The organism is Shewanella sp. Actino-trap-3, from assembly GCF_002836275.1.
GTDB lineage: Bacteria > Pseudomonadota > Gammaproteobacteria > Enterobacterales > Shewanellaceae > Shewanella > Shewanella psychromarinicola.
This window is the reverse complement of record NZ_PJCE01000001.1, coordinates 1,154,354-1,174,118: the sequence shown is the minus strand read 5'-3', so window position 1 is coordinate 1,174,118 and position 19,765 is coordinate 1,154,354. Positions and strand designations below refer to the sequence as shown.

11 protein-coding genes are annotated in these 19,765 nt (G+C 42.8%); 9 read left to right on the top strand and 2 right to left on the bottom strand.

All coding sequences use genetic code 11. From position 1 onward, the window contains the following. Window positions 1-218: 218 nt before the first annotated feature. A complete protein-coding gene (locus tag CXF80_RS04985; RefSeq protein WP_198554731.1) occupies window positions 219-4,670 on the bottom strand; it encodes a PAS domain S-box protein in 4,452 nt (1,483 codons plus the stop codon). A 1,539-nt stretch (window positions 4,671-6,209) separates the two neighbouring features. Here CXF80_RS04985 and CXF80_RS04970 point away from each other — a divergent pair. From CXF80_RS04970 to CXF80_RS04960, 3 genes are read left to right on the top strand one after another with little or no spacing between them, the layout of a single operon-like run. Further along, the gene (locus CXF80_RS04970) at window positions 6,210-6,956 is read left to right on the top strand and encodes a (Fe-S)-binding protein (protein WP_101031805.1); all 747 of its coding nucleotides are present in this window, start codon (window positions 6,210-6,212) and stop codon (window positions 6,954-6,956) included. An 8-nt stretch (window positions 6,957-6,964) separates the two neighbouring features. Then, complete coding sequence (locus CXF80_RS04965; RefSeq protein ID WP_101031803.1) at window positions 6,965-8,353, top strand: lactate utilization protein B; 1,389 nt, start codon at window positions 6,965-6,967, stop codon at window positions 8,351-8,353. Between the two features lies 1 nt (window position 8,354). After that, window positions 8,355-8,918, top strand: coding sequence for a LutC/YkgG family protein (locus tag CXF80_RS04960; RefSeq protein WP_101031800.1), 564 nt, complete (start codon window positions 8,355-8,357; stop codon window positions 8,916-8,918). Between the two features lie 208 nt (window positions 8,919-9,126). On the opposite strand, the gene CXF80_RS04955 is transcribed toward CXF80_RS04960, so the two are convergent. Continuing rightward, window positions 9,127-10,026: a LysR family transcriptional regulator gene (locus CXF80_RS04955; protein WP_101031798.1), complete on the bottom strand. Its 900-nt coding sequence runs from the start codon at window positions 10,024-10,026 to the stop codon at window positions 9,127-9,129. A 341-nt stretch (window positions 10,027-10,367) separates the two neighbouring features. Here CXF80_RS04955 and CXF80_RS04950 point away from each other — a divergent pair, with 341 nt between their 5' ends. The 6 genes from CXF80_RS04950 to CXF80_RS04925 all read left to right on the top strand — a co-directional run bounded on the left by CXF80_RS04950 (window position 10,368) and on the right by CXF80_RS04925 (window position 19,743). Beyond that, a complete protein-coding gene (locus CXF80_RS04950) occupies window positions 10,368-11,012 on the top strand; it encodes a GntR family transcriptional regulator (protein WP_101031794.1) in 645 nt (214 codons plus the stop codon). A 55-nt stretch (window positions 11,013-11,067) separates the two neighbouring features. Then, a complete protein-coding gene (gene prpB / locus CXF80_RS04945; protein ID WP_101031792.1) occupies window positions 11,068-11,946 on the top strand; it encodes a methylisocitrate lyase in 879 nt (292 codons plus the stop codon). 117 nt (window positions 11,947-12,063) lie between these two features. Beyond that, a complete protein-coding gene (gene prpC, locus CXF80_RS04940) occupies window positions 12,064-13,188 on the top strand; it encodes a bifunctional 2-methylcitrate synthase/citrate synthase (RefSeq protein ID WP_101031790.1) in 1,125 nt (374 codons plus the stop codon). Window positions 13,189-13,292: 104 nt separating this feature from the next. Continuing rightward, complete coding sequence (gene acnD, locus CXF80_RS04935; RefSeq protein WP_101031788.1) at window positions 13,293-15,887, top strand: Fe/S-dependent 2-methylisocitrate dehydratase AcnD; 2,595 nt, start codon at window positions 13,293-13,295, stop codon at window positions 15,885-15,887. Window positions 15,888-15,972: 85 nt separating this feature from the next. Beyond that, window positions 15,973-17,142: a 2-methylaconitate cis-trans isomerase PrpF gene (gene prpF, locus CXF80_RS04930; RefSeq protein WP_101031785.1), complete on the top strand. Its 1,170-nt coding sequence runs from the start codon at window positions 15,973-15,975 to the stop codon at window positions 17,140-17,142. A gap of 438 nt (window positions 17,143-17,580) precedes the next feature. Further along, window positions 17,581-19,743: a cation:proton antiporter domain-containing protein gene (locus tag CXF80_RS04925; protein WP_232772046.1), complete on the top strand. Its 2,163-nt coding sequence runs from the start codon at window positions 17,581-17,583 to the stop codon at window positions 19,741-19,743. Window positions 19,744-19,765 lie beyond the last annotated feature (22 nt).

Below are 19,765 nucleotides of genomic sequence, written 5' to 3'. Positions count from 1 at the left end.
TAAATATCAGAGCAGATCGACACGTTAAACTACTTCTGTAGTCGTCATAGCAATGATCTCAATAATGGATTTTATCGATCCAAAGCATACATTTGGTCATTTAACCTTATGAAGAGAGTACCACAATATTTGTGACCCTCATTATATAACGTAACGCCTAGATCGAACCATAATGTTCGCTTTTTTATGTTATAGAATCATTTTAATCATAATTTTGATTAGCTCAAACTTAGTACGTTAATTATATCATCAAACGCTAATTCGAGATTGACTAAGCTATTACGTGCAGTGTCAATATTGCCCTGTTGATATTGATGCTGTATTGCATGAGCAATAAAATGAATATTATTATGAGCTTGTTCAAGTCGCTGTATGTATTGCGTTTCAAATAACGGCCTTTGCTTTTCTCGACGGATCCAGTTGCCACATTGACAAGACTGCACATCAAGAATAGGCCAGAGTGCATGGTCATCTGGAGACGATACTATCTTTTTTCTAAATGTCTCTTTCCACTGAGCATTAAGCATAGTGAATATCGCCAAACTGTTTTCGGTATTATTACGATGCTTATTGCCACTAACACGCCAGTTTTTATTCGGAGTATAGTTGCTAAGCCATGGTAAAAAAGCTTTAGCTGGCATTGGTTTCGCTATCCCATAACCTTGAGCTTGCTCACAGCCCATTAGTAGTAGCATGAGACCGTGTTCTGTGCTTTCAACGCCTTCAGCAATAACATTGCGGTTAAATGATTTCGTTAACGCAATGACGCCCTCAATGATGGAGTAGTCACTTGGATTATCCAACATGTCAAAAACGAAACGTTGATCGATCTTAATTGTATTCACCGGTAAACTTCTTAAATGGGTTAACGATGAATAACCGGTACCAAAATCATCCAAAGCAAAACTGACGCCTAGCCTGTTTTGGCATGTCTCAATAATATGATTAATGGTATTGATATCGCCAAAAGCAGAACTTTCCAATATCTCTAATTGTAAATATTGAGAATTGTTACTGGGGTACTTAGCTAAACTCTTTTCTAGATTGACGACAAAAGAGGGCGAGAGTAGATGGTTTGATGAGATATTGACACTGACTTCAAGGTTAACACCTTGCAGTTTCCAATCATCAAGTTGCTGTAGCGCCTCATTGATAACCCATTCGCCAATCCTAACCTCTAATGGCGTACCATCGATAAAGGGTAAGAAGTCTAATGGGGGAATGAGTCCTTTTCCTGGATGGATCCAACGTATTAAGGCTTCAACCCCAAAAACATGGCCACTAACCATGTTAACTTTTGGCTGATAGTACAATTGAAATTCATGATTACCTAAAGCTTGTTCAATTTCTTCTAGGAGATGGTTCTTTTGGATAATACGTTGGTCAGAATCTGGACTGTATAATCGGGAACGATCCTTACCTGCCAATTTAGATTGATACATCGCGTGATCAGCGTGGCGTAGTAAGGTATCTATATCAGCATTATCTGACGGGTATAAGGTTACACCACTAGAGACGGTAATATGATGTTGAACATCATCAATAAAATAAGGTTGCGCCAGCGCTTGATGAATACGCTTTATCGTTGCTTCATATTGTGATGCCAATTCAATATCATTAAGTAATATTGCAAATTCATCGCCACCTTGACGTGATACTGTATCTTCTTCTCTAATACAAACTGTGATGCGGTTTGCTACTTCAATTAATAAACGATCACCCGCTTCATGACCATAGTTATCATTTACCGGTTTGAAATCATCTAAATCAAAGAAGCATACCGCAAGTTGGTGTCCTGTTCGCAGACTATGGGCAATGGATTGCTGAAAACGATCTACAAATAAAGCGCGATTAGGCAGTTTCGTGAGTACATCATAGTGCGCCATCATATTAAGTTGATCTTGTTGTTGTTTGCTACTGGTAATATCAGAAAACATCCCGACATAGTGAGTCACTTCATCGTGTTCATTTGTTAATGATGAAATGGTGAGTAATTCAGCATAGAGTTGTCCCTGCTTTGTCCTGTTCCATACTTCGCCTAGCCAGTATCCATGTTCCGAGACGGTTTGCCACATCGCGGAATAAAATTGCGGACTATGCTTACCCGATCTCAAGATGGCTGGCGTTTTGCCAATAATGTCCTCACGGCTATAACCAGTGATTTGACTAAATGCAGGATTAACATCAACGATGTGCTGTTGGGCATCGGTGATAATGATGCCTTCGTGGGTATCACTAAAGACCCTAAAGGATAATTGAAGTTTTTCTTCGGTTTTTTTTTGCTCAGCAAGCAACCTTGATTGTTTAATCGCACTGAAACTTGATGTTGAAATAATATCGGCAAGTTTGGCATAGAAATGCATTCCTCGAGTGACCTCATTGCGGGTGAAGCGGGGGACTCTGTCGAGTGCAGCAAGGTATTCTTGTTCATCAAAGCCATAATTGTTTGCTTGCTTTCGGAATAACTCAACATCAGGGACCTCATCCTGATAAAAGAACTGGCCAATGAAAACATTGCCGAGATGCTTGTCTCCGATAACGATAGGAGTGACCATTTCGAACATATTGTTTTTGCAGTTGTATTCCTTAAATGTTCCATGCTCTACACCGTGTGTGAGGAGCAAATCGCTCTCAAGACAATTTTTTCGCGTATCAGGATGACAACGGTGAAATTGAGTGCAGATATCTTGCCAGCCCACGGCGACTAAAATATTGCCTTTGATATCAAGTATCGCACCTAACATACCGGTAAGATCATAAAAATCATCCATCAGGGATTGCAGCGCCTCTGCATCAATGATGTCGGATAATGCTAATGCATCAATATCTGCATCGGGTTCTAATATCGCTTTTAGCTTGTTTCGGATAGTCGCTTCGCTTTGGCGTAAAGTCTCTTCGGCTTTTTTACTCTCAGTAATATCTTGGATAAAACCTGATATTTTTTGCGGTTTTCCATCACTATCCGTGACCACTTTACCTCGACACTCTATCCAGCGTTCCTCACCATCACAGGGTCTTATGATCCGAAATTCGACATGGTGTTCTTTGCCACTAAAGAAGCATTCTTTAACGGATGCTATAAAGGTTGGAAAGTCGCTTTTATTCATGACTTCACATATGGTTTCTGGCCCAGCTTTAGATGTTTGGACGAGTCCAAATAAAGCGTACATTTGATCAGACCAAATGGCAGTTTTCTGATCTGCCAGCAACTCCCAATAGCCTATTTGTGCATAAACTTGAGCCTCAATTAGCCTCGTCTCACTTTCTTTAAGTTGTGCCAACGATTTTTTATAGTTAGTGACATCTCTGGCAACACCTAATATGCCGATTAAGTGACCATTATTATCTCTCATCGGGGTTTTTATGGTTTCGACAAGCTCAATGTGACCGTCATCGGCAAACGTAAGTGACTCTTCATTGACAGTTGCTTCTCCGGCAATTAAAGCTTTGTCATCATTGTTGCGGAAAAAATTGGCAAGCTCATGGTCTACAAAGTCATAATCCGTTTTACCCACAATCTCATGTTCTCGAGCGCCAACCATTCGTTCAAATTTGGAGTTGCAGCCTAAATAAACCCCTTTTGCATCTTTTAACCAAATCATATCGGGGACGGTATTTAACAATGTTTTTATCAGTGCCTGACTAGACTCTAACTCTGAAAATAATGTGTGTTCTTCGGTGACATCTCTAAACACCAGTACCACTCCACTAATGTCACCAGCAGGGTTGCGTATAGGGGCGCCTGAGTCTGCAATTTGGTATTCAGAGCCATCTTTGGCAATAAGCATAGTGTGATTAGCTAGCCCGACGATTAAACCGGTTTCGAGTACCTTTTTTACTGGGTTATTAACCGGTTCAAATGTGAGAGCATGAATAATATTGAAAACCGCAGTTAACGGTTGTCCTATCGCTTGAGCAGCTGTATAGCCAGTGAGTTTAATTGCCACTGGGTTTATGTAGGTTACAGTGCCATGGGTATCGGTCACAATCACAGCATCACCGATAGAGTTTAACGTAATCCGCAGACTTTCTTCTTGCTTATGTAACGCCAGTATATGGTTGTTTATCCTAGTGTTGTAGCGCAGCAATAAGCCAAGTATAACCAACCCTACGATAAGGATCAGGGCCATCAACAATTGTTGCATGAATTTAAATGTTTGCAGATCGTTAATGATGATTTTCTGTAAGGTGGTTTGAACATGATCAACAGCAAGATTAAATTCTAAAAAGGCTTGATCAAACTGTTGATCAATATTAGAACCAATACCGGATGTTGATTGTGCATTCCAGCGTAGTTGAGCAATTTGACGGAAATGCTGAAGATCGACAATTGTGTCTTCTATTTGCAGTCGTAAATGGGGATCGTTAAGTGCGAGAAAAGTGTTTTCATTATTTACGCCACCATCAAGCATTGCTTGTGCATACCATGCTGACTGATCAAGATGAGTCCATATCGCATCGATATCAATAGTTGGGTCACCACTAATCGCCTCTTCAAACCACAAATGAGCCGTGGTCGCTTCAAGTTTGATCTCCATCGCAGCATCAACTAATGGTGAGTAGCGTACTGCTATATCGCGTCCGGTGTTGAATGAGTAGTAAACAATCGCCATGATGAGCAACGTTACCGGTATAGAAATAAACTGTATTCTACGAGAGCCAGCTTCCATATGATGCATCCATGTTTAACACAATAAATTAAATTTTTTATAGGCAAAAATGTTTTTTTATTTCAATTTTAAAGTCATACATTTCTTCGCTAGAAAACCCCATACAAGTAAATCCATTAACAATATCATAACTTCAGCTAGAATCACTTTGATTGACGTCAATCTTAATAACGCTAATTTTCGTAAACTCACAATAGTCGTAAATTTTATGTCCGCAGAGGATGAATTAATGTGCAATATCAAAAATAAAATATTAAATAATCCTATAAAAGACAGTTTTTTAACAAGTTTTTTACCATAGGCTTAAATGGGTTATGGTCAACTTAGTTTGCTATCCTCGACATTGACTGTTCATAAACACTTTGCTGCATGACGTAATCATCGGCCTATAATATTGAGAAATAGGCTTTAGCATGATAGAACTCACTCAAACCAAGTAGCGTTCAAGATGGTAAAGCAAAGTGGCTAACAAGCTTTGGATCGCAAATGAGTTAGTCTGTTCCGCCAGCGCGCGTTTAGCCCCATAAAAGTGACAAACTTCATTATCTGCAGACAGTTAGCCATAAAAAAAGGCCTCTATATTAATAGAGGCCCAATAATCTTATTCAGATTAAAAACGATACCTTTAATTTGCATCTATCCCCATTCCCATAGTAAATAAATACAGAGTAAAGTCACCAAGCATAGTGTAGACATTTGATTGTGACTCAAAGTCATCAACCAAACAACGCCAAAGTGTCGTATCAAACAGGTTATAACATCAGTGTTAAATAAGTTATTTAAATCGGGGGGATGTCACTGACGTCACCCATCAACTGAGTCTGCTGAATCTACCCAAGCAGGGCAATCAAATAGTGCCAAACTGCGACACCATGTCGCAGTTAATATGAGATGCCCTTTACATAAGGTGAACCTTTAACATTACCTAATCTGTTGATGTTGTAATGGCCTTGATATTGATTCAGTTAATGTGTGGCAACAATACCAGATATGCCATGGTAGGCGTCTCATTATGATAGCGCCTAAACGGTGTGCACTGACTAAATAATATGCTCTGATTAAGTATCTGCTGTGAATGAATATTCATAATTTTATCGATGGATCAGTCAAATAAAAACGATATTGAAATCTGTAAGCAACTCAATTTAATGGGTCGGTGCATCCAGGGAAATACTCACTAAGGTGCTAGCTATTTATCAATATTTTGTTAAGTGAACTGCTGGGATTAACGTTATTGTTATTAATAATTTTTGTTGAATTAACCAATGACTTTTTCTCGATTCATCATCATTCATATCAACAATAAAGCCTAAATTTAAGTGCGTCATAGTGTCGCGTAAACTAGGCTTAATTTTAACGCCGATATTCAATATTACAAAAATGGAAAAGTCTGTAGCGATATTTGTTAAATTAGCACTACATTTTATAAGGGTATCGGAATACATTGTACCTACGATTATGAGTTGTTGGTCATGATGCTGAATAGCTCAATGTGATTTGACTCATGTTTAATGACGCTTTTGGGGATAACACCGCCTTATGAAAATAGCACTATTTATACCTTGTTTAGTGAATCAAATGATGCCCGATGTGGCCATCGCAACCCTGACATTATTGGAAAAGTTAGGCCATGAAGTGATTTTTCCGCCAGGGCAAACCTGTTGCGGCCAACCGATGACAAACTCAGGCTGTTTTGATGAAGCCAAAAATACCACGCTTAAATTACTCAATGCATTTAAAGGTGTTGAGTGTGATGCCATTGTATGTCCTGCTGCCAGTTGCCTTGTGGCAGCCAAAGAAAACTTTCACGAATTTGATGGTAGCCAAGAGGCACAAGCTGTCATCAGTAAGCTTTATGAGTTGACCGAATTTTTACATGACATCGCGCCGATTAAAACCTTCAAGCGTTCAGTGGCGGCTAAAATTAGTATTCAAATGAGCTGCCATGGGATCCGTATGCTTAATTTGGCGACGCCCACAGAACAAATGGGTAAAAAACGCTTTAATAAAGTGGAAGCTGTGTTGGCCAACATTGCTGGGCTCGAGATTGTCTATCCGGCGCGTATCGATGAATGTTGTGGCTTTGGTGGCACGTTTGCCGTAGATGAAGGGGCGGTCTCCGCTAAGATGGGTAAAGATAAAGCTCAAGCCCATGCGGCAACGGGAGCTAAATATGTGGTGGGGTTTGATCCCTCATGCTTGTTGCATTTAGATGGCATGATCCGTCGCCAAAAATTACCGATAGAAACCCGTCACATTGCCCAAATCATTAATGATGCACTCTAGGAGCGACCATGACTGAATTATATTCTGCATCCGGTTCAAAGGTGCATGCCCATAAAGCTGAAATTTTTTGCCGCGATGAAACCCGTGTCGATTGGCATTCTAAAGCCCTTTGGGCATTACGTGAAAAACGTGATCGCGCCGCGGGCAGTATACCCGAATGGGAACAATTAAGGCTGCTAGGCTCACAACTTAAACTTCATACCTTGAGCCACTTAGCGGATTACCTTGAACAATTTGAACAACAGTGCCTTAGCAATGGTATTAAGGTGCATTGGGCTAAAGATGCTCAGCAACATAATGAAATTGTCCAAGGTATTTTAGCTCAACATAAAGTTAAGAAACTGGTTAAATCAAAGTCGATGTTAACTGAAGAATGCCATATGAATCCGTATTTAGAACGCCATGGCATTGAAGTGGTTGATACCGATTTAGGTGAACGCATTATTCAGTTAGCCAATATGCCACCATCGCACATTGTGGTGCCAGCCATTCACATGAAAAAAGAAGAAGTGGGTGAGTTATTTCACCAACAGTTAGGCACTAAAGCCGGTGAATCAGATCCTTTGTATTTAACCCGTGCTGCTCGAGCGCATTTGAGAGAGAAATTCCTCACTGCCGACGCCGCCATGACCGGTGTCAATATGGCCATTGCCGATCAAGGTGCTATCGTTGTGTGTACCAACGAAGGTAACGCTGATATGGGCGCTAACTTACCTAAGTTGCAATTGCACTCAATGGGCATCGATAAAGTGGTTCCTAATATGGATTCTGTAGGGGTGTTGTTGAGGACACTGGCCCGAAATGCCACAGGGCAACCCATCACCACCTATTCATCGTTTTACCGTGGTCCACAAGATGGCGGTGAGATGCACGTGATCATTGTTGATAATGGCCGCAGCGATATGATGAAGGATAAAATTTTAGCCGAGTCGCTAAAATGTATTCGTTGCGGTGGCTGCTTAAACACTTGTCCTGTATATCGCCGTTCAGGTGGTTATAGCTATAACTACACCATTCCAGGCCCTATTGGTATTGCCGTAGGTGCCAAGCATGATGATACCAATTCTATCCCTTGGGCATGTACGTTATGTGGCAGTTGCACTTACGTGTGCCCAACGATGGTGCCTTTGGATAAAATTATTGCTCATCATCGTCGTTTAAAAGCGGAGGCCAAGACCTTGCCTTATGGCAAAGGTAGCTATATGCCGTTAGTTGGCCGTTTTATGGGCAATGAAACCTTAATGAATACCTCTATGTCAGCAGCAAGATTAGCATTGCGGGTATTACCGGGAAGTTTACTCAAGCCATTTAGCGGTGCATGGGGGAAATATCGCGAATTACCTGTCGCGCCAGAGTCAAGCTTTGCCACCTGGTATAACAAGAATCGGAGCCGTTAATATGTCTAATAAAAATAGTATTTTATCTGAACTATCGAAATCGGCATTGGATAATCATGCCATGCCAGACATTGATGTAGTTGCTAATAATGATGATCTTGTTGGCCAATTTAGCGCAAGTTTAAAGACAGTCGCAGGGACGCTTCACAGCGAAGGCGGCTTAGTATTGCTACAACAGGCCGTCGATGATCTGATAACACAAAATATGCAGGTGATCTCGTTGATGGAGGGGATTAAAGGTAATCGTCAGGTGCCTGCAACCGCTCATGATCTGGCGGATATTGATTATGCGGTTATTCCAGGCGATCTTGGTGTGGCCGAAAATGGGGCTATTTGGGTCAATCAACCCAGTCATCGAGTGACGCCGTTTATTTGTGAAAACCTTATTCTTGCCATATCGAAAGATAATATTGTCGCCAATATGCATCAAGCGGTTAAACAAGTATCGCTGCAACAAGGTGAGTTAGGATTATTTATATCTGGTCCGTCTAAAACCGCTGACATTGAACAAGCATTAGTGGTGGGGGCCCATGGCGCCTGTAGTTTAAATGTGTACTTATACTAGGCATTAGTTGCTAGTTATTAGTCGCCAGCTGTTAGTTACCAGTGATGCCATTGACTGAGTGTGTCAGTCGATGGGATCACGCTAACCTATAGCAATATAATTCGAATCGCTTAGGTTAGGAAAACGCCCGCTATTGAAGCAAAATATTCAACTTCAACTTCAACTTGAACTTCGCATGCAAATTTAAAGTATCAAAAATCGAATCGAGTTAGAAAAAGTCGAAGATAGTGGCTGCACGTTGCTGCATAAACTCAATAAACAACTTCACTTTTAATGGTTGTTGGCGACGTTGATGATACAAAATACTGATGCGACGATGCTCGCCAGCCCATTGTGGTAATACATGCACGAGTTCACCGTTCAATAATTGCTGTTTCGCAAATAATTCAGGGCCATATAAAATCCCGCCATCACCGACAGCTGCCCGTATTGCGCCGTGTAAATCCCCTAGGGTTAATTTGGCGGGTCCATCGTAATAATACTGCTCACCACTGTGATGTCTTAAGGTCCAGTTAAACAGCGGCCACACTTTAATTAACTGATAATCAACTAGCTGCTGCGGATGGTGCAGATCAATGAGTTGCTTAGCATATTCCGGTGATGCATATAGGCCGTAGTTTAATACCCCCAATGATGTAGATACCCAAGATGAGTCTGGTTGTGCGCCACCGACAATGGCAACGTCGACTCCTTCGTCAATTAAATCAATGGTGCTGTTATTTTGGGTGATGTGCAGTTGAATGTGCGGATGTTGTTTCGAAAAGTCGTTGATGGCCTCAATTAATATCATCGAGGTTATCGAGACAGGCGTAGATATCCGTAGGGTGCTTTGCGGCTCGTTTATGGTTTGACCACAAATACGATCAAATTGTGCCACTACATTATGGTAACGATCAAATAACGCGCCGCCTTCTTCAGTTAATCGCAGCTTTCGCGTGCTGCGCATAATCAACTGAGTATTAAGGCTTTGTTCCAATTTACTTATCTTGCGGCTGACAGTGGCAATAGGCAACTGTAACTCTTGTGCAGCAGATGAGAAACCACCTGCATTGACCACATGGACAAACAAATGGATCAATTCAAGTTGGCAAGCTAAGTGTTGGCTCATCAAGAGACCCTTATTGTATTTATCGTTCTATTAATCGATACATCAATCTCTTTATATCATTGAGTGTAACGCAGCATAGCGTGTAACAGATAGCTGAGTGAGCATCGAACCACAATGGTGTGATGAGTCATACCTCGGCGGCTAATATTAGCATGGGGTGAGGTAAGGTGTATTGAGTGACATCATAAATTAGGAATGGCTAACGCTTTAGGGTTAATTAGATTAATTGTCGACAAAAAGTACCATTTAGGGTTGTTATACGTTACAAAGGTGCTATATTGTCGACAACTTGTTTTGTATAGCTGTTTTTAATGTCTGTTTTTATTATCCAAGGTATAAATATGATCCAGCCGATTACTTCTGCAGATAAGACCTTCGTAGCCCTTAGAGACGATATAGTCGAAGGTCGTATTCAGGCTGGCTCTAAATTGAGCGAAACTGAATTGTCGACAAAGTACGCCGTGAGTAGAGCCGTGATCCGTGAAGCCATTAACCGCTTAGAGTCGTGTCATATTGTTGAGCGTAAAGCCAACGTAGGCGCTCGTGTTGTGGCGTTATCTCCACAAGGGTTGATAGAGCTGTATCAAGTGCGTGAATCACTTGAAGGCATGGCGGCACGTTTAGCGGCAAAGAACATGACCGATGTCGAAATTACCGATTTAAACCATTTATTACAATCCCACTTTGACGAGGTCAAAGGGGGCGAGTCTTATTATCAAGAAGCCGGTGATGTTGATTTTCATTATCGAATTATTTTAGGCAGTAAAAATAAACACCTAATTTCAATGCTGTTTGATGGCATTTATCATTTAGTGCGCATGTACCGGGTGCAACTTAGTATGGCCGGTCCGAGAGTGACCACCGCCTATGATGAACACAAACACATTGTTCAGGCCATTTTCAATCGTGACGCAGAATTAGCCGAAATGCTGATGCGCCGCCATATTATGTATTCTAAAAACAGTATCGAACATAAATTATCGTAGCGATTTGCGTGTAGCGTTTTACGCCCACAGCCATAATTACAAAGAGGAAAATATCATGAGTGCAGGTAAAAAATTTCGTCAAGCCTTAGCCAACAATAATCCACTGCAAATTGTTGGTGCCATTAATGCTTATACCGCCATGATGGCAAAAAAAATTGGTCATCAAGCGATATATTTGTCTGGTGGTGGCGTGGCTAACGCCTCTTATGGTTTACCCGATTTGGGCATGACATCGCTAAATGATGTGCTGGTTGATGTACAGCGGATTACGTCTGCCTGTGACTTACCTTTGCTGGTGGACATTGATACCGGTTGGGGCGGGGCATTTAATATTGCTAAAACCATTCGTGATATGGAAAAAGCCGGCGCAGCAGCTGTGCACATGGAAGATCAAGTGGCACAAAAGCGCTGCGGCCATCGTCCTAATAAAGAAATTGTGCCAGTAGAAGAAATGGTTGATCGGATTAAAGCGGCAGTCGATGCCCGCATTGATCCAGATTTTTTCATTATGGCGCGTACTGACTCATTTGCTCAAGAAGGTCTCGAAGCCGCCATAGAACGTGCAAAAGCTTATGTTGCTGCTGGTGCTGACGGTATTTTTGCTGAGGCCATTAAAACCGAACAACATTATCGCGCGTTTGCTGAAGCACTTGATGTGCCTATTTTGGCCAATATTACAGAGTTCGGCCAAACCGAATTATGGAATAAGCAACAATTAGGCGAGTGGGGTGCATCTATGGTGTTATATCCATTAAGCGCGTTCCGTGCGATGAACAAAGCAGCTGAAAATGTTTACAGTGCAATTTTAATCGATGGTGACCAAAAAGCCGTGGTTGATACTATGCAAACGCGGATGGATTTGTATGACTATTTAGGTTACCACGATTATGAGCAAAAATTAGACAGTCTATTTGCCGAAGGTAAAAACAAATAACCACCCAGCACAACAGATTGACAGGTTTACTTGACAGGTTTACGACTAAAATAAAAAATACCCTACAATCGCGATTTAGCAGCGCTAAATCGCGAACAGCATAGAAAGGAAGATATTATGGTAGACAAGAAATTATCAGGCGCAGGATTACGCGGTCAGAGTGCTGGCGAAACAAAATTATGTACTGTAGGTAAATCAGGTTCAGGCCTGACGTATTGCGGTTACGATGTTTCTGATTTGGCTGATAACGCTACCTTTGAAGAAGTCGCTTATTTATTATTTAACGGCGAACTGCCTAGCCAAGCGCAATTAGCTGCTTATAAAACCGAATTAACAGCGCAGCGTGATTTACCCGATGCCCTTAAAGCGGTATTAAAACTCATTCCTGCTGATGCGCACCCAATGGATGTAATGCGCACCGGTTGCTCGTTTTTAGGTAATCTTGAGCCAGAAGTCGATTTTACTCAGCAGAATAAAGCCGCCAATCGCTTGTTAGCCGCATTCCCAGCGATCATGTGTTATTGGTATCGTTATAGCCATGACGGTGTAGACATTGATTGCACCACCGATGAAGACTCATTAGGCGGTCATTTCCTCAAACTACTGCACGGTAAAACCCCGTCAGAGATGCACCGTAAGGTGATGGATGTGTCACTTATTTTGTATGCAGAGCATGAGTTTAACGCTTCAACCTTTACTGCACGAGTATGTGCCTCGACACTATCTGATATGTATTCTTGTGTTACCGGTGCGATTGGTACATTACGTGGTCCTTTGCACGGTGGTGCTAACGAAGCGGCGATGGACATGATCCAAAAATTCAGTTCGCCAGCTGATGCTAAAGTGCAAATGGCGTTGATGTTAGCCCGCAAAGAAAAAATCATGGGCTTTGGCCATGCCATTTATAGCGAGTCAGACCCTCGTAATGTGATCATTAAAACGTGGTCAGAAAAACTGGCTCATGAACAGGGTGATACGTCGCTATATGACATTTCTGTCGCCTGTGAAGAGTTTATGTGGGACACCAAAAAGCTATTTTGTAATGCGGATTTCTTCCATGCCTCGGCTTATTATTTTATGGGCATTCCAACCAAGTTATTTACCCCCATTTTTGTCTGTTCACGTTTAACGGGGTGGGCGGCACATGTGATGGAGCAGCGCTCGAACAACCGCATTATTCGTCCAAGTGCTGATTATGTTGGTAGCGAACCTCGTAAAGTGGTTCCTATCAGCCAACGCTAATTTGATGATCGCGTCATCATCATGATGACGCGACTTTTTTCGATGATCATCTATTAATTATCACATATTGATCACCGATCGCCGAATTTACTGTGGATGTTGTTATGAATACTGATTATCGTAAACCTTTACCTGGCACAAAATTAGACTACTTTGATACCGAAGAAGCCGTTGATGCTATTGCGGCCGGTGCTTATGCCAAACTGCCTTATTGTTCACGGGTGTTTGCCGAAAACTTAGTCCGTCGTTGTTCTCCTGAGACGCTTACTGATTCGTTAAAGCAGCTTATTGAACGCAAAAGTGACCTCGACTTTCCGTGGTACCCGGCCCGTGTGGTGTGTCATGATATTTTAGGCCAAACCGCATTGGTTGACTTAGCCGGTCTGCGTGATGCCATTGCTGAAAAAGGTGGCGACCCTTCAAAAGTAAACCCAGTGGTACCGACCCAATTAATTGTCGATCACTCACTTGCGGTAGAGCATGCCGGTTTTGAAAAAGACGCGTTTGAGAAAAACCGTGCCATTGAAGATCGCCGTAATGAAGACCGCTTCCATTTTATCAACTGGACTAAAACCGCCTTTAAAAACGTCGATGTTATCCAACCCGGTAACGGCATTATGCATCAAATTAATTTAGAGCGTATGTCGCCTGTGGTACATGCACTCGATGGTGTGGCGTTTCCAGACACCTTAGTGGGCACAGACAGTCATACGCCTCACGTGGATGCATTAGGCGTTATTGCGATTGGCGTAGGTGGCTTAGAAGCTGAAAGCGTCATGCTAGGACGGGCATCTTACATGCGTCTGCCTGATATTATTGGGGTTGAGGTTACGGGTAAGCCGCAACCTGGCATTACTGCCACGGATATAGTACTGGCGTTAACTGAATACTTACGTGCGCAAAAAGTAGTGTCATCGTATCTTGAGTTTTACGGCGAAGGTACCAGCCATTTAACCCTTGGCGATCGTGCCACCATCACCAACATGACCCCAGAATACGGCGCCACCGCGGCAATGTTTTATATCGATAGACAAACCATCGATTACTTAACCCTAACGGGTCGTGACGACGCCCAAGTTAAATTAGTCGAAACCTATGCTAAACAAGCGGGTTTATGGGCAGACACCTTAACGGGTGTTGAATATGAGCGGGTACTGCATTTTGACCTATCGTCAGTCGGTCGCAATATTGCTGGGCCATCAAATCCGCATTCTCGGGTGCCAACCTCAGAATTAGCGGCGCGTGGCATTAGTGGCGTGGTTGAAAACGAACCGGGTAAAATGCCCGACGGTGCAGTCATTATTGCCGCCATTACCAGTTGTACTAACACCAGTAACCCACGCAACATGATAGCAGCTGGTTTATTGGCTCGTAATGCCAATGCACGTGGCCTATTTCGTAAACCTTGGGTGAAATCGTCACTGGCACCTGGCTCAAAAGCGGTGCAATTGTATTTAGAAGAAGCCGGTTTATTACCTGAGCTTGAAAACTTAGGCTTTGGCATTGTCGGCTTTGCATGTACCACCTGTAACGGCATGAGCGGCGCGCTCGATCCGGTTATTCAACAAGAAGTGATTGATCGCGACTTATACGCCACAGCAGTATTGTCGGGCAACCGTAACTTTGACGGCCGTATTCATCCCTATGCCAAGCAAGCCTTTTTGGCATCACCGCCATTAGTGATAGCCTATGCCATTGCTGGTACGATTCGCTTTGATATTGAAAAAGATATCTTAGGCATCGATAACCAAGGTCACTCGGTCACCTTAAAAGATATTTGGCCAACCGATGAAGAAATCGATTCGGTTGTCAAAGCCAGCGTCAAGCCAGAACAGTTCCGTAAAGTGTATGAGCCAATGTTCGACATTAAAGTGGAATATGGCAGTCACATTAATCCGCAATATGATTGGCGTCCACAAAGTACCTATATTCGCCGTCCACCTTATTGGGATGGAGCATTGGCGGGTGAGCGTACCATGAAAGGTATGCGTCCATTAGCCGTTCTGGGCGACAACATCACTACCGATCATTTATCGCCATCAAACGCGATTATGCTCGACAGCGCTGCAGGGGCTTACTTACACAAAATGGGCTTACCAGAAGCTGACTTTAATTCTTATGCCACTCACCGTGGCGATCACTTAACCGCCCAACGTGCCACCTTTGCTAATCCTAAATTGTTTAACGAGATGGTGCAGGAAAACGGCAAGGTTAAACAAGGTTCCTTGGCGCGCCTTGAGCCAGAAGGCCAAGTGACACGCATGTGGGAAGCGATTGAAACCTATATGGAGCGAAAGCAGCCACTGATTATTATTGCTGGCGCTGATTATGGCCAGGGTTCGTCACGTGACTGGGCAGCCAAAGGTGTGCGTCTTGCTGGGGTTGAAGTGATTGTTGCTGAAGGGTTTGAGCGTATTCACCGCACTAACTTGGTGGGTATGGGCGTGTTACCGCTTGAGTTCACTGCAGGTCATAATCGTCATACTTATCATATTGATGGTACTGAAACCTATGATGTTTTGGGTGATCGCAAGCCGGGCGCCATGTTAAAGGTGATCATGACGCGTAAAAACGCTGAGCAAGTGACCATTCCTGTTAAGTGTCGTGTAGACACTGCCGAAGAGTTGTCAATTTATGAAGCTGGCGGTGTATTGCAGCGTTTTGCCCAAGATTTTCTAGCGTCTGAAGGCTCGAAGTAATCATGTCGTTACCGCAAACCCTTATCTCGATTAATGAACAACAGTCATAAGGGTTTGCTTATTTTAAGCTTAACAGGAATATCTGATGACTCATTTACCACAAATGAAAATTCCCGCGACGTATATGCGCGGCGGCACCAGTAAAGGGGTATTTTTCAGTTTAACCGACTTGCCTGCTGCAGCCCAAGTGGCTGGGGCTGAACGTGATGCGCTGTTACTGCGAGTCATTGGCAGTCCCGACCCTTACGGTAAGCACACTGATGGCATGGGCGGCGCGACCTCAAGTACGAGTAAAACGGTGATTTTATCTAAAAGCACTCAAGCAGAACACGATGTTGATTACTTATTTGGCCAAGTCTCGATTGATAAGCCGTTTGTCGATTGGAGCGGTAACTGTGGCAATTTGACCGCCGCGGTGGGTTCATTTGCCATCAGTAATGGGTTAATTGATCCCAGCCGCGTGCCGCACAATGGCACCGCAGTGGTGCGTATTTGGCAAGCCAATATTCACAAAACCATTATCGCTCATGTACCGATAACCCACGGTGAAGTACAAGAAACCGGTGATTTTGAACTCGATGGCGTGACGTTTCCTGCTGCTGAAGTGCAAGTCGAATTTCTTGATCCTGCCGACGGTGATGGTGCAATGTTTCCAACGGGTAACGTGGTTGATGAACTTGACGTACCTGGCGTGGGGACTTTTGTCGTCACCATGATCAATGCCGGTATTCCGACAATTTTTATCAATGCTGCAGATATTAACTACCTTGGCACCGAGCTACAAGACGCCATAAACAATGACGATAAAGCCTTAACCATGTTTGAAACCATTCGTGCTTATGGCGCGGTTAAAATGGGCTTAATAAGTGATATCGACGAAGCTGTCGCTCGTCAACATACGCCGAAAGTCGCCTTTGTTGCCCCTGCCGCTGACTATGTGTCATCAAGTGGCAAAAGTGTGACAACCACAGATATCGACCTGGTCGTTAGGGCATTATCTATGGGGAAATTACACCATGCCATGATGGGTACCGCTGCGGTGGCTATTGGCACTGCGGCTGCCATTCCGGGGACGCTAGTTAATTTGGCTGCCGGTGGGGGAGACAGAACGTCCGTACGTTTTGGTCATCCATCTGGAACTCTGCGCGTTGGTGCACAGGCTGAATTAGTGCAAGGTCAATGGCAAGTCAAAAAAGCCATCATGAGTCGCAGTGCGCGGGTACTGATGGAAGGTAAGGTGAGAGTGCCACAATAGTCACGGCTCTGTTTATTACCCAAAACCTCGGCATGTCCGAGGTTTTTTAATTTTATCGATAAATAAACAGCTTAACTTGACACAAAAAAGAATATTATTTTATTAGAAACAATATTTTATGTGAAAAACGTTATCTTGTTATAAAATTGTAATCTAGGTTAAAAAATGCTTGATCCCTTAGGCAAATTAGTATGTCATATGCTGAGTTTATTTGTCCCAATATTGATGCGTATTAAGTCATCTTTATGTCATTAAAAAAGTCTCTAATTAAGGAGCTACCTCGTTGTTGTGATCCATTAAATACACTAAGTTCTTTTTAATCTTGTTAACTTGAACGTTAATAAGCGAGACGATTATTTATCATTCATGTATTAACATGAAACAGATTGCTGACAGAGTCAATGAATGGCGCCGAGGGCAATACAAAAGGAAACAATTATGGTTGAACACATTACAGGCATGCTGGCATTAATCGGTGTGCTGTCGCTTTTGTGTCAATGGGTTGGTTGGAAATTACGTCTACCAGCAATTTTACCACTTCTATTATGTGGTCTACTGTTAGGGCCAGGGTTAGGTGTATTAGATCCAGATGAAATTTTCGGCGATTTATTGTTTCCTATTATTTCTTTAGGTGTTGCGGTCATCCTGTTTGAAGGGGCACTAACACTTAATTTTAAAGAAATTAAAGAGCATGGCCGCATGGTGACACATCTAGTCACGATCGGCGCTTTTATTACTTGGGCGTGTATTGCGCCCGCCGCCCATTACCTTCTCGGTTTTGATTGGGCTATCGCCATGTTATTCGGCGCATTAGTAGTGGTAACGGGTCCAACCGTTATTGTACCAATGTTGCGTACTGTCAAACCCAAATCAAATTTGGCCAGTATTTTACGTTGGGAAGGTATTGTTATTGATCCCATCGGTGCGTTATTAGCGGTACTTGTTTTTGAGTATATTGCCGCCGCCGCCGATCCAACCACTCATGTGTTGAATGCGTTAGGGCTAACCTTACTGCTCGGATTTGGCTTAGGCGCCGCGGCCGGTTTTTTGACCGGTATCGCAATCCGTAAAAACGTGTTTCCACATTATTTGCGTAATACTGCCGTGCTCACCATCATGCTGGGTATTTTTGTCGGTTCTAACATCTTACAAGAAGAGTCTGGTCTGTTAACCGTAACCGTTATGGGGATTTGGTTAGCCAATATGCGTGGCGTAGACATCGCTGATATCCTCGAGTTTAAAGAGACCCTAACGGTACTGTTAATATCAGCGCTATTTATTCTATTGGCGGCTCGTCTTGATTCGGGGGCGATGCTTGATCTTGGTTTTGGTGGTCTTGGCGTACTATTAGTCGCGATGTTTATTGCGCGTCCATTAAGCATTTGGATTTCTGGCTTAGGAACCAACTTATCGTCAAAAGATAAGTGGTTTTTAAGTTGGGTTGCACCTCGCGGTATTGTGGCGGCAGCCATTTCATCTTTATTTGCAATTAAGTTAGAGTCGGTTGGGTTAGAAGGCGCGAGTTCGATTGTGCCGTTAGTATTCTTAATCATTATTGGTACGGTAGTGATCCAAAGTTTAACCGCCGGTCGTTGGGCGGCATTTTTAGGGGTAAAAGAAGGCTCAAACCAAGGGGTATTGATATTTGGAGCATCAAAATTCTCCCGTGAACTGGCTTTAATTTTAATTTCCAAAAATATTAAGGTCATTTTAGCCGATAACAACTGGGACAACATTCGTCAAGCGCGCATGGTCAATATTCCGGTATATTTTGGTAATCCTGCCTCAGAGCATGCCACTAATTATATGGACTTAAGTGGCATTGGCCGAGTGTTAGTGATATCGCCTTACCGTCAGTTAAATCCGTTGGTAATATTTCACTTCCAAGATTTAATGGGCACAGAAAAAGTTTATGGTTTAAATAATGCTGACAGTGCGAGTGCTCGTCATCAGTTGTCTGAATCCTATCTAAAACGCTTATGTTTGTTTGGTGAAAATATCTCTTATGCCAAGATTGCCACTTTAATGGCAAAAGGCGCGGTACTGAAAATAACCAACATTACCGAAAACTTTACCTTTGCACATTTCAAAAAACGCTATGGAGAAACGGCTATGCCTCTGGTTTATTTAACGAAAGAAGGTAAAGTTAAAGTGTTCTCTGGCGTTGAAGCGATTGTTCTCCCTGTGGGTATCGAGTTAATTAGCTTATTGCCGCAAGAAGCACAAGATCAAGCGGTTATTCAGCGAGCTGTAGATGATGAAGCGGAGCGGAAAACCAAAGCATTAGTTGAAGCAGATGCAAAAGTGGCAGCTGAAGCGAGAGTCGTTCGTGAAGCACAAGAAGCGCAGCTTCGTACAATTGAAAAGTCACGCCGTAAAGAAGAAGAGCTTGCTCTGTTTGAAGTGGATGAAAAAGCCCGTTTATCAGCTGAAAAAGCGACATTAGTGCAGCAGGAAACCAGTGAGTTATCCAATAAGTTAACTGAACAAGAGGCAGTCAAAAAGACCGCTAAGGATCAACACGCCGCAACACCCGTTGACGATGCGACTCGCGATACTGTCTGTGAACTTAAAACCGGCGAAGAACCTAAAGTAGTGTAATTCACTGTGAGGTGATTATTAG

What these genes read in the sequence shown, in the direction of transcription:
- CXF80_RS04965 (WP_101031803.1), top strand. Translation starts at nt 6,965, where the DNA reads ATGACTGAATTATATTCTGCATCCGGTTCAAAGGTGCATGCCCATAAA.
- CXF80_RS04960 (WP_101031800.1), top strand. Translation starts at nt 8,355, where the DNA reads ATGTCTAATAAAAATAGTATTTTATCTGAACTATCGAAATCGGCATTG.
- CXF80_RS04985 (WP_198554731.1), bottom strand. Translation starts at nt 4,670, where the DNA reads ATGGAAGCTGGCTCTCGTAGAATACAGTTTATTTCTATACCGGTAACG.
- CXF80_RS04950 (WP_101031794.1), top strand. Translation starts at nt 10,368, where the DNA reads ATGATCCAGCCGATTACTTCTGCAGATAAGACCTTCGTAGCCCTTAGA.
- prpF (WP_101031785.1), top strand. Translation starts at nt 15,973, where the DNA reads ATGACTCATTTACCACAAATGAAAATTCCCGCGACGTATATGCGCGGC.
- acnD (WP_101031788.1), top strand. Translation starts at nt 13,293, where the DNA reads ATGAATACTGATTATCGTAAACCTTTACCTGGCACAAAATTAGACTAC.
- CXF80_RS04925 (WP_232772046.1), top strand. Translation starts at nt 17,581, where the DNA reads ATGGTTGAACACATTACAGGCATGCTGGCATTAATCGGTGTGCTGTCG.
- prpC (WP_101031790.1), top strand. Translation starts at nt 12,064, where the DNA reads ATGGTAGACAAGAAATTATCAGGCGCAGGATTACGCGGTCAGAGTGCT.
- CXF80_RS04955 (WP_101031798.1), bottom strand. Translation starts at nt 10,026, where the DNA reads ATGAGCCAACACTTAGCTTGCCAACTTGAATTGATCCATTTGTTTGTC.
- CXF80_RS04970 (WP_101031805.1), top strand. Translation starts at nt 6,210, where the DNA reads ATGAAAATAGCACTATTTATACCTTGTTTAGTGAATCAAATGATGCCC.
- prpB (WP_101031792.1), top strand. Translation starts at nt 11,068, where the DNA reads ATGAGTGCAGGTAAAAAATTTCGTCAAGCCTTAGCCAACAATAATCCA.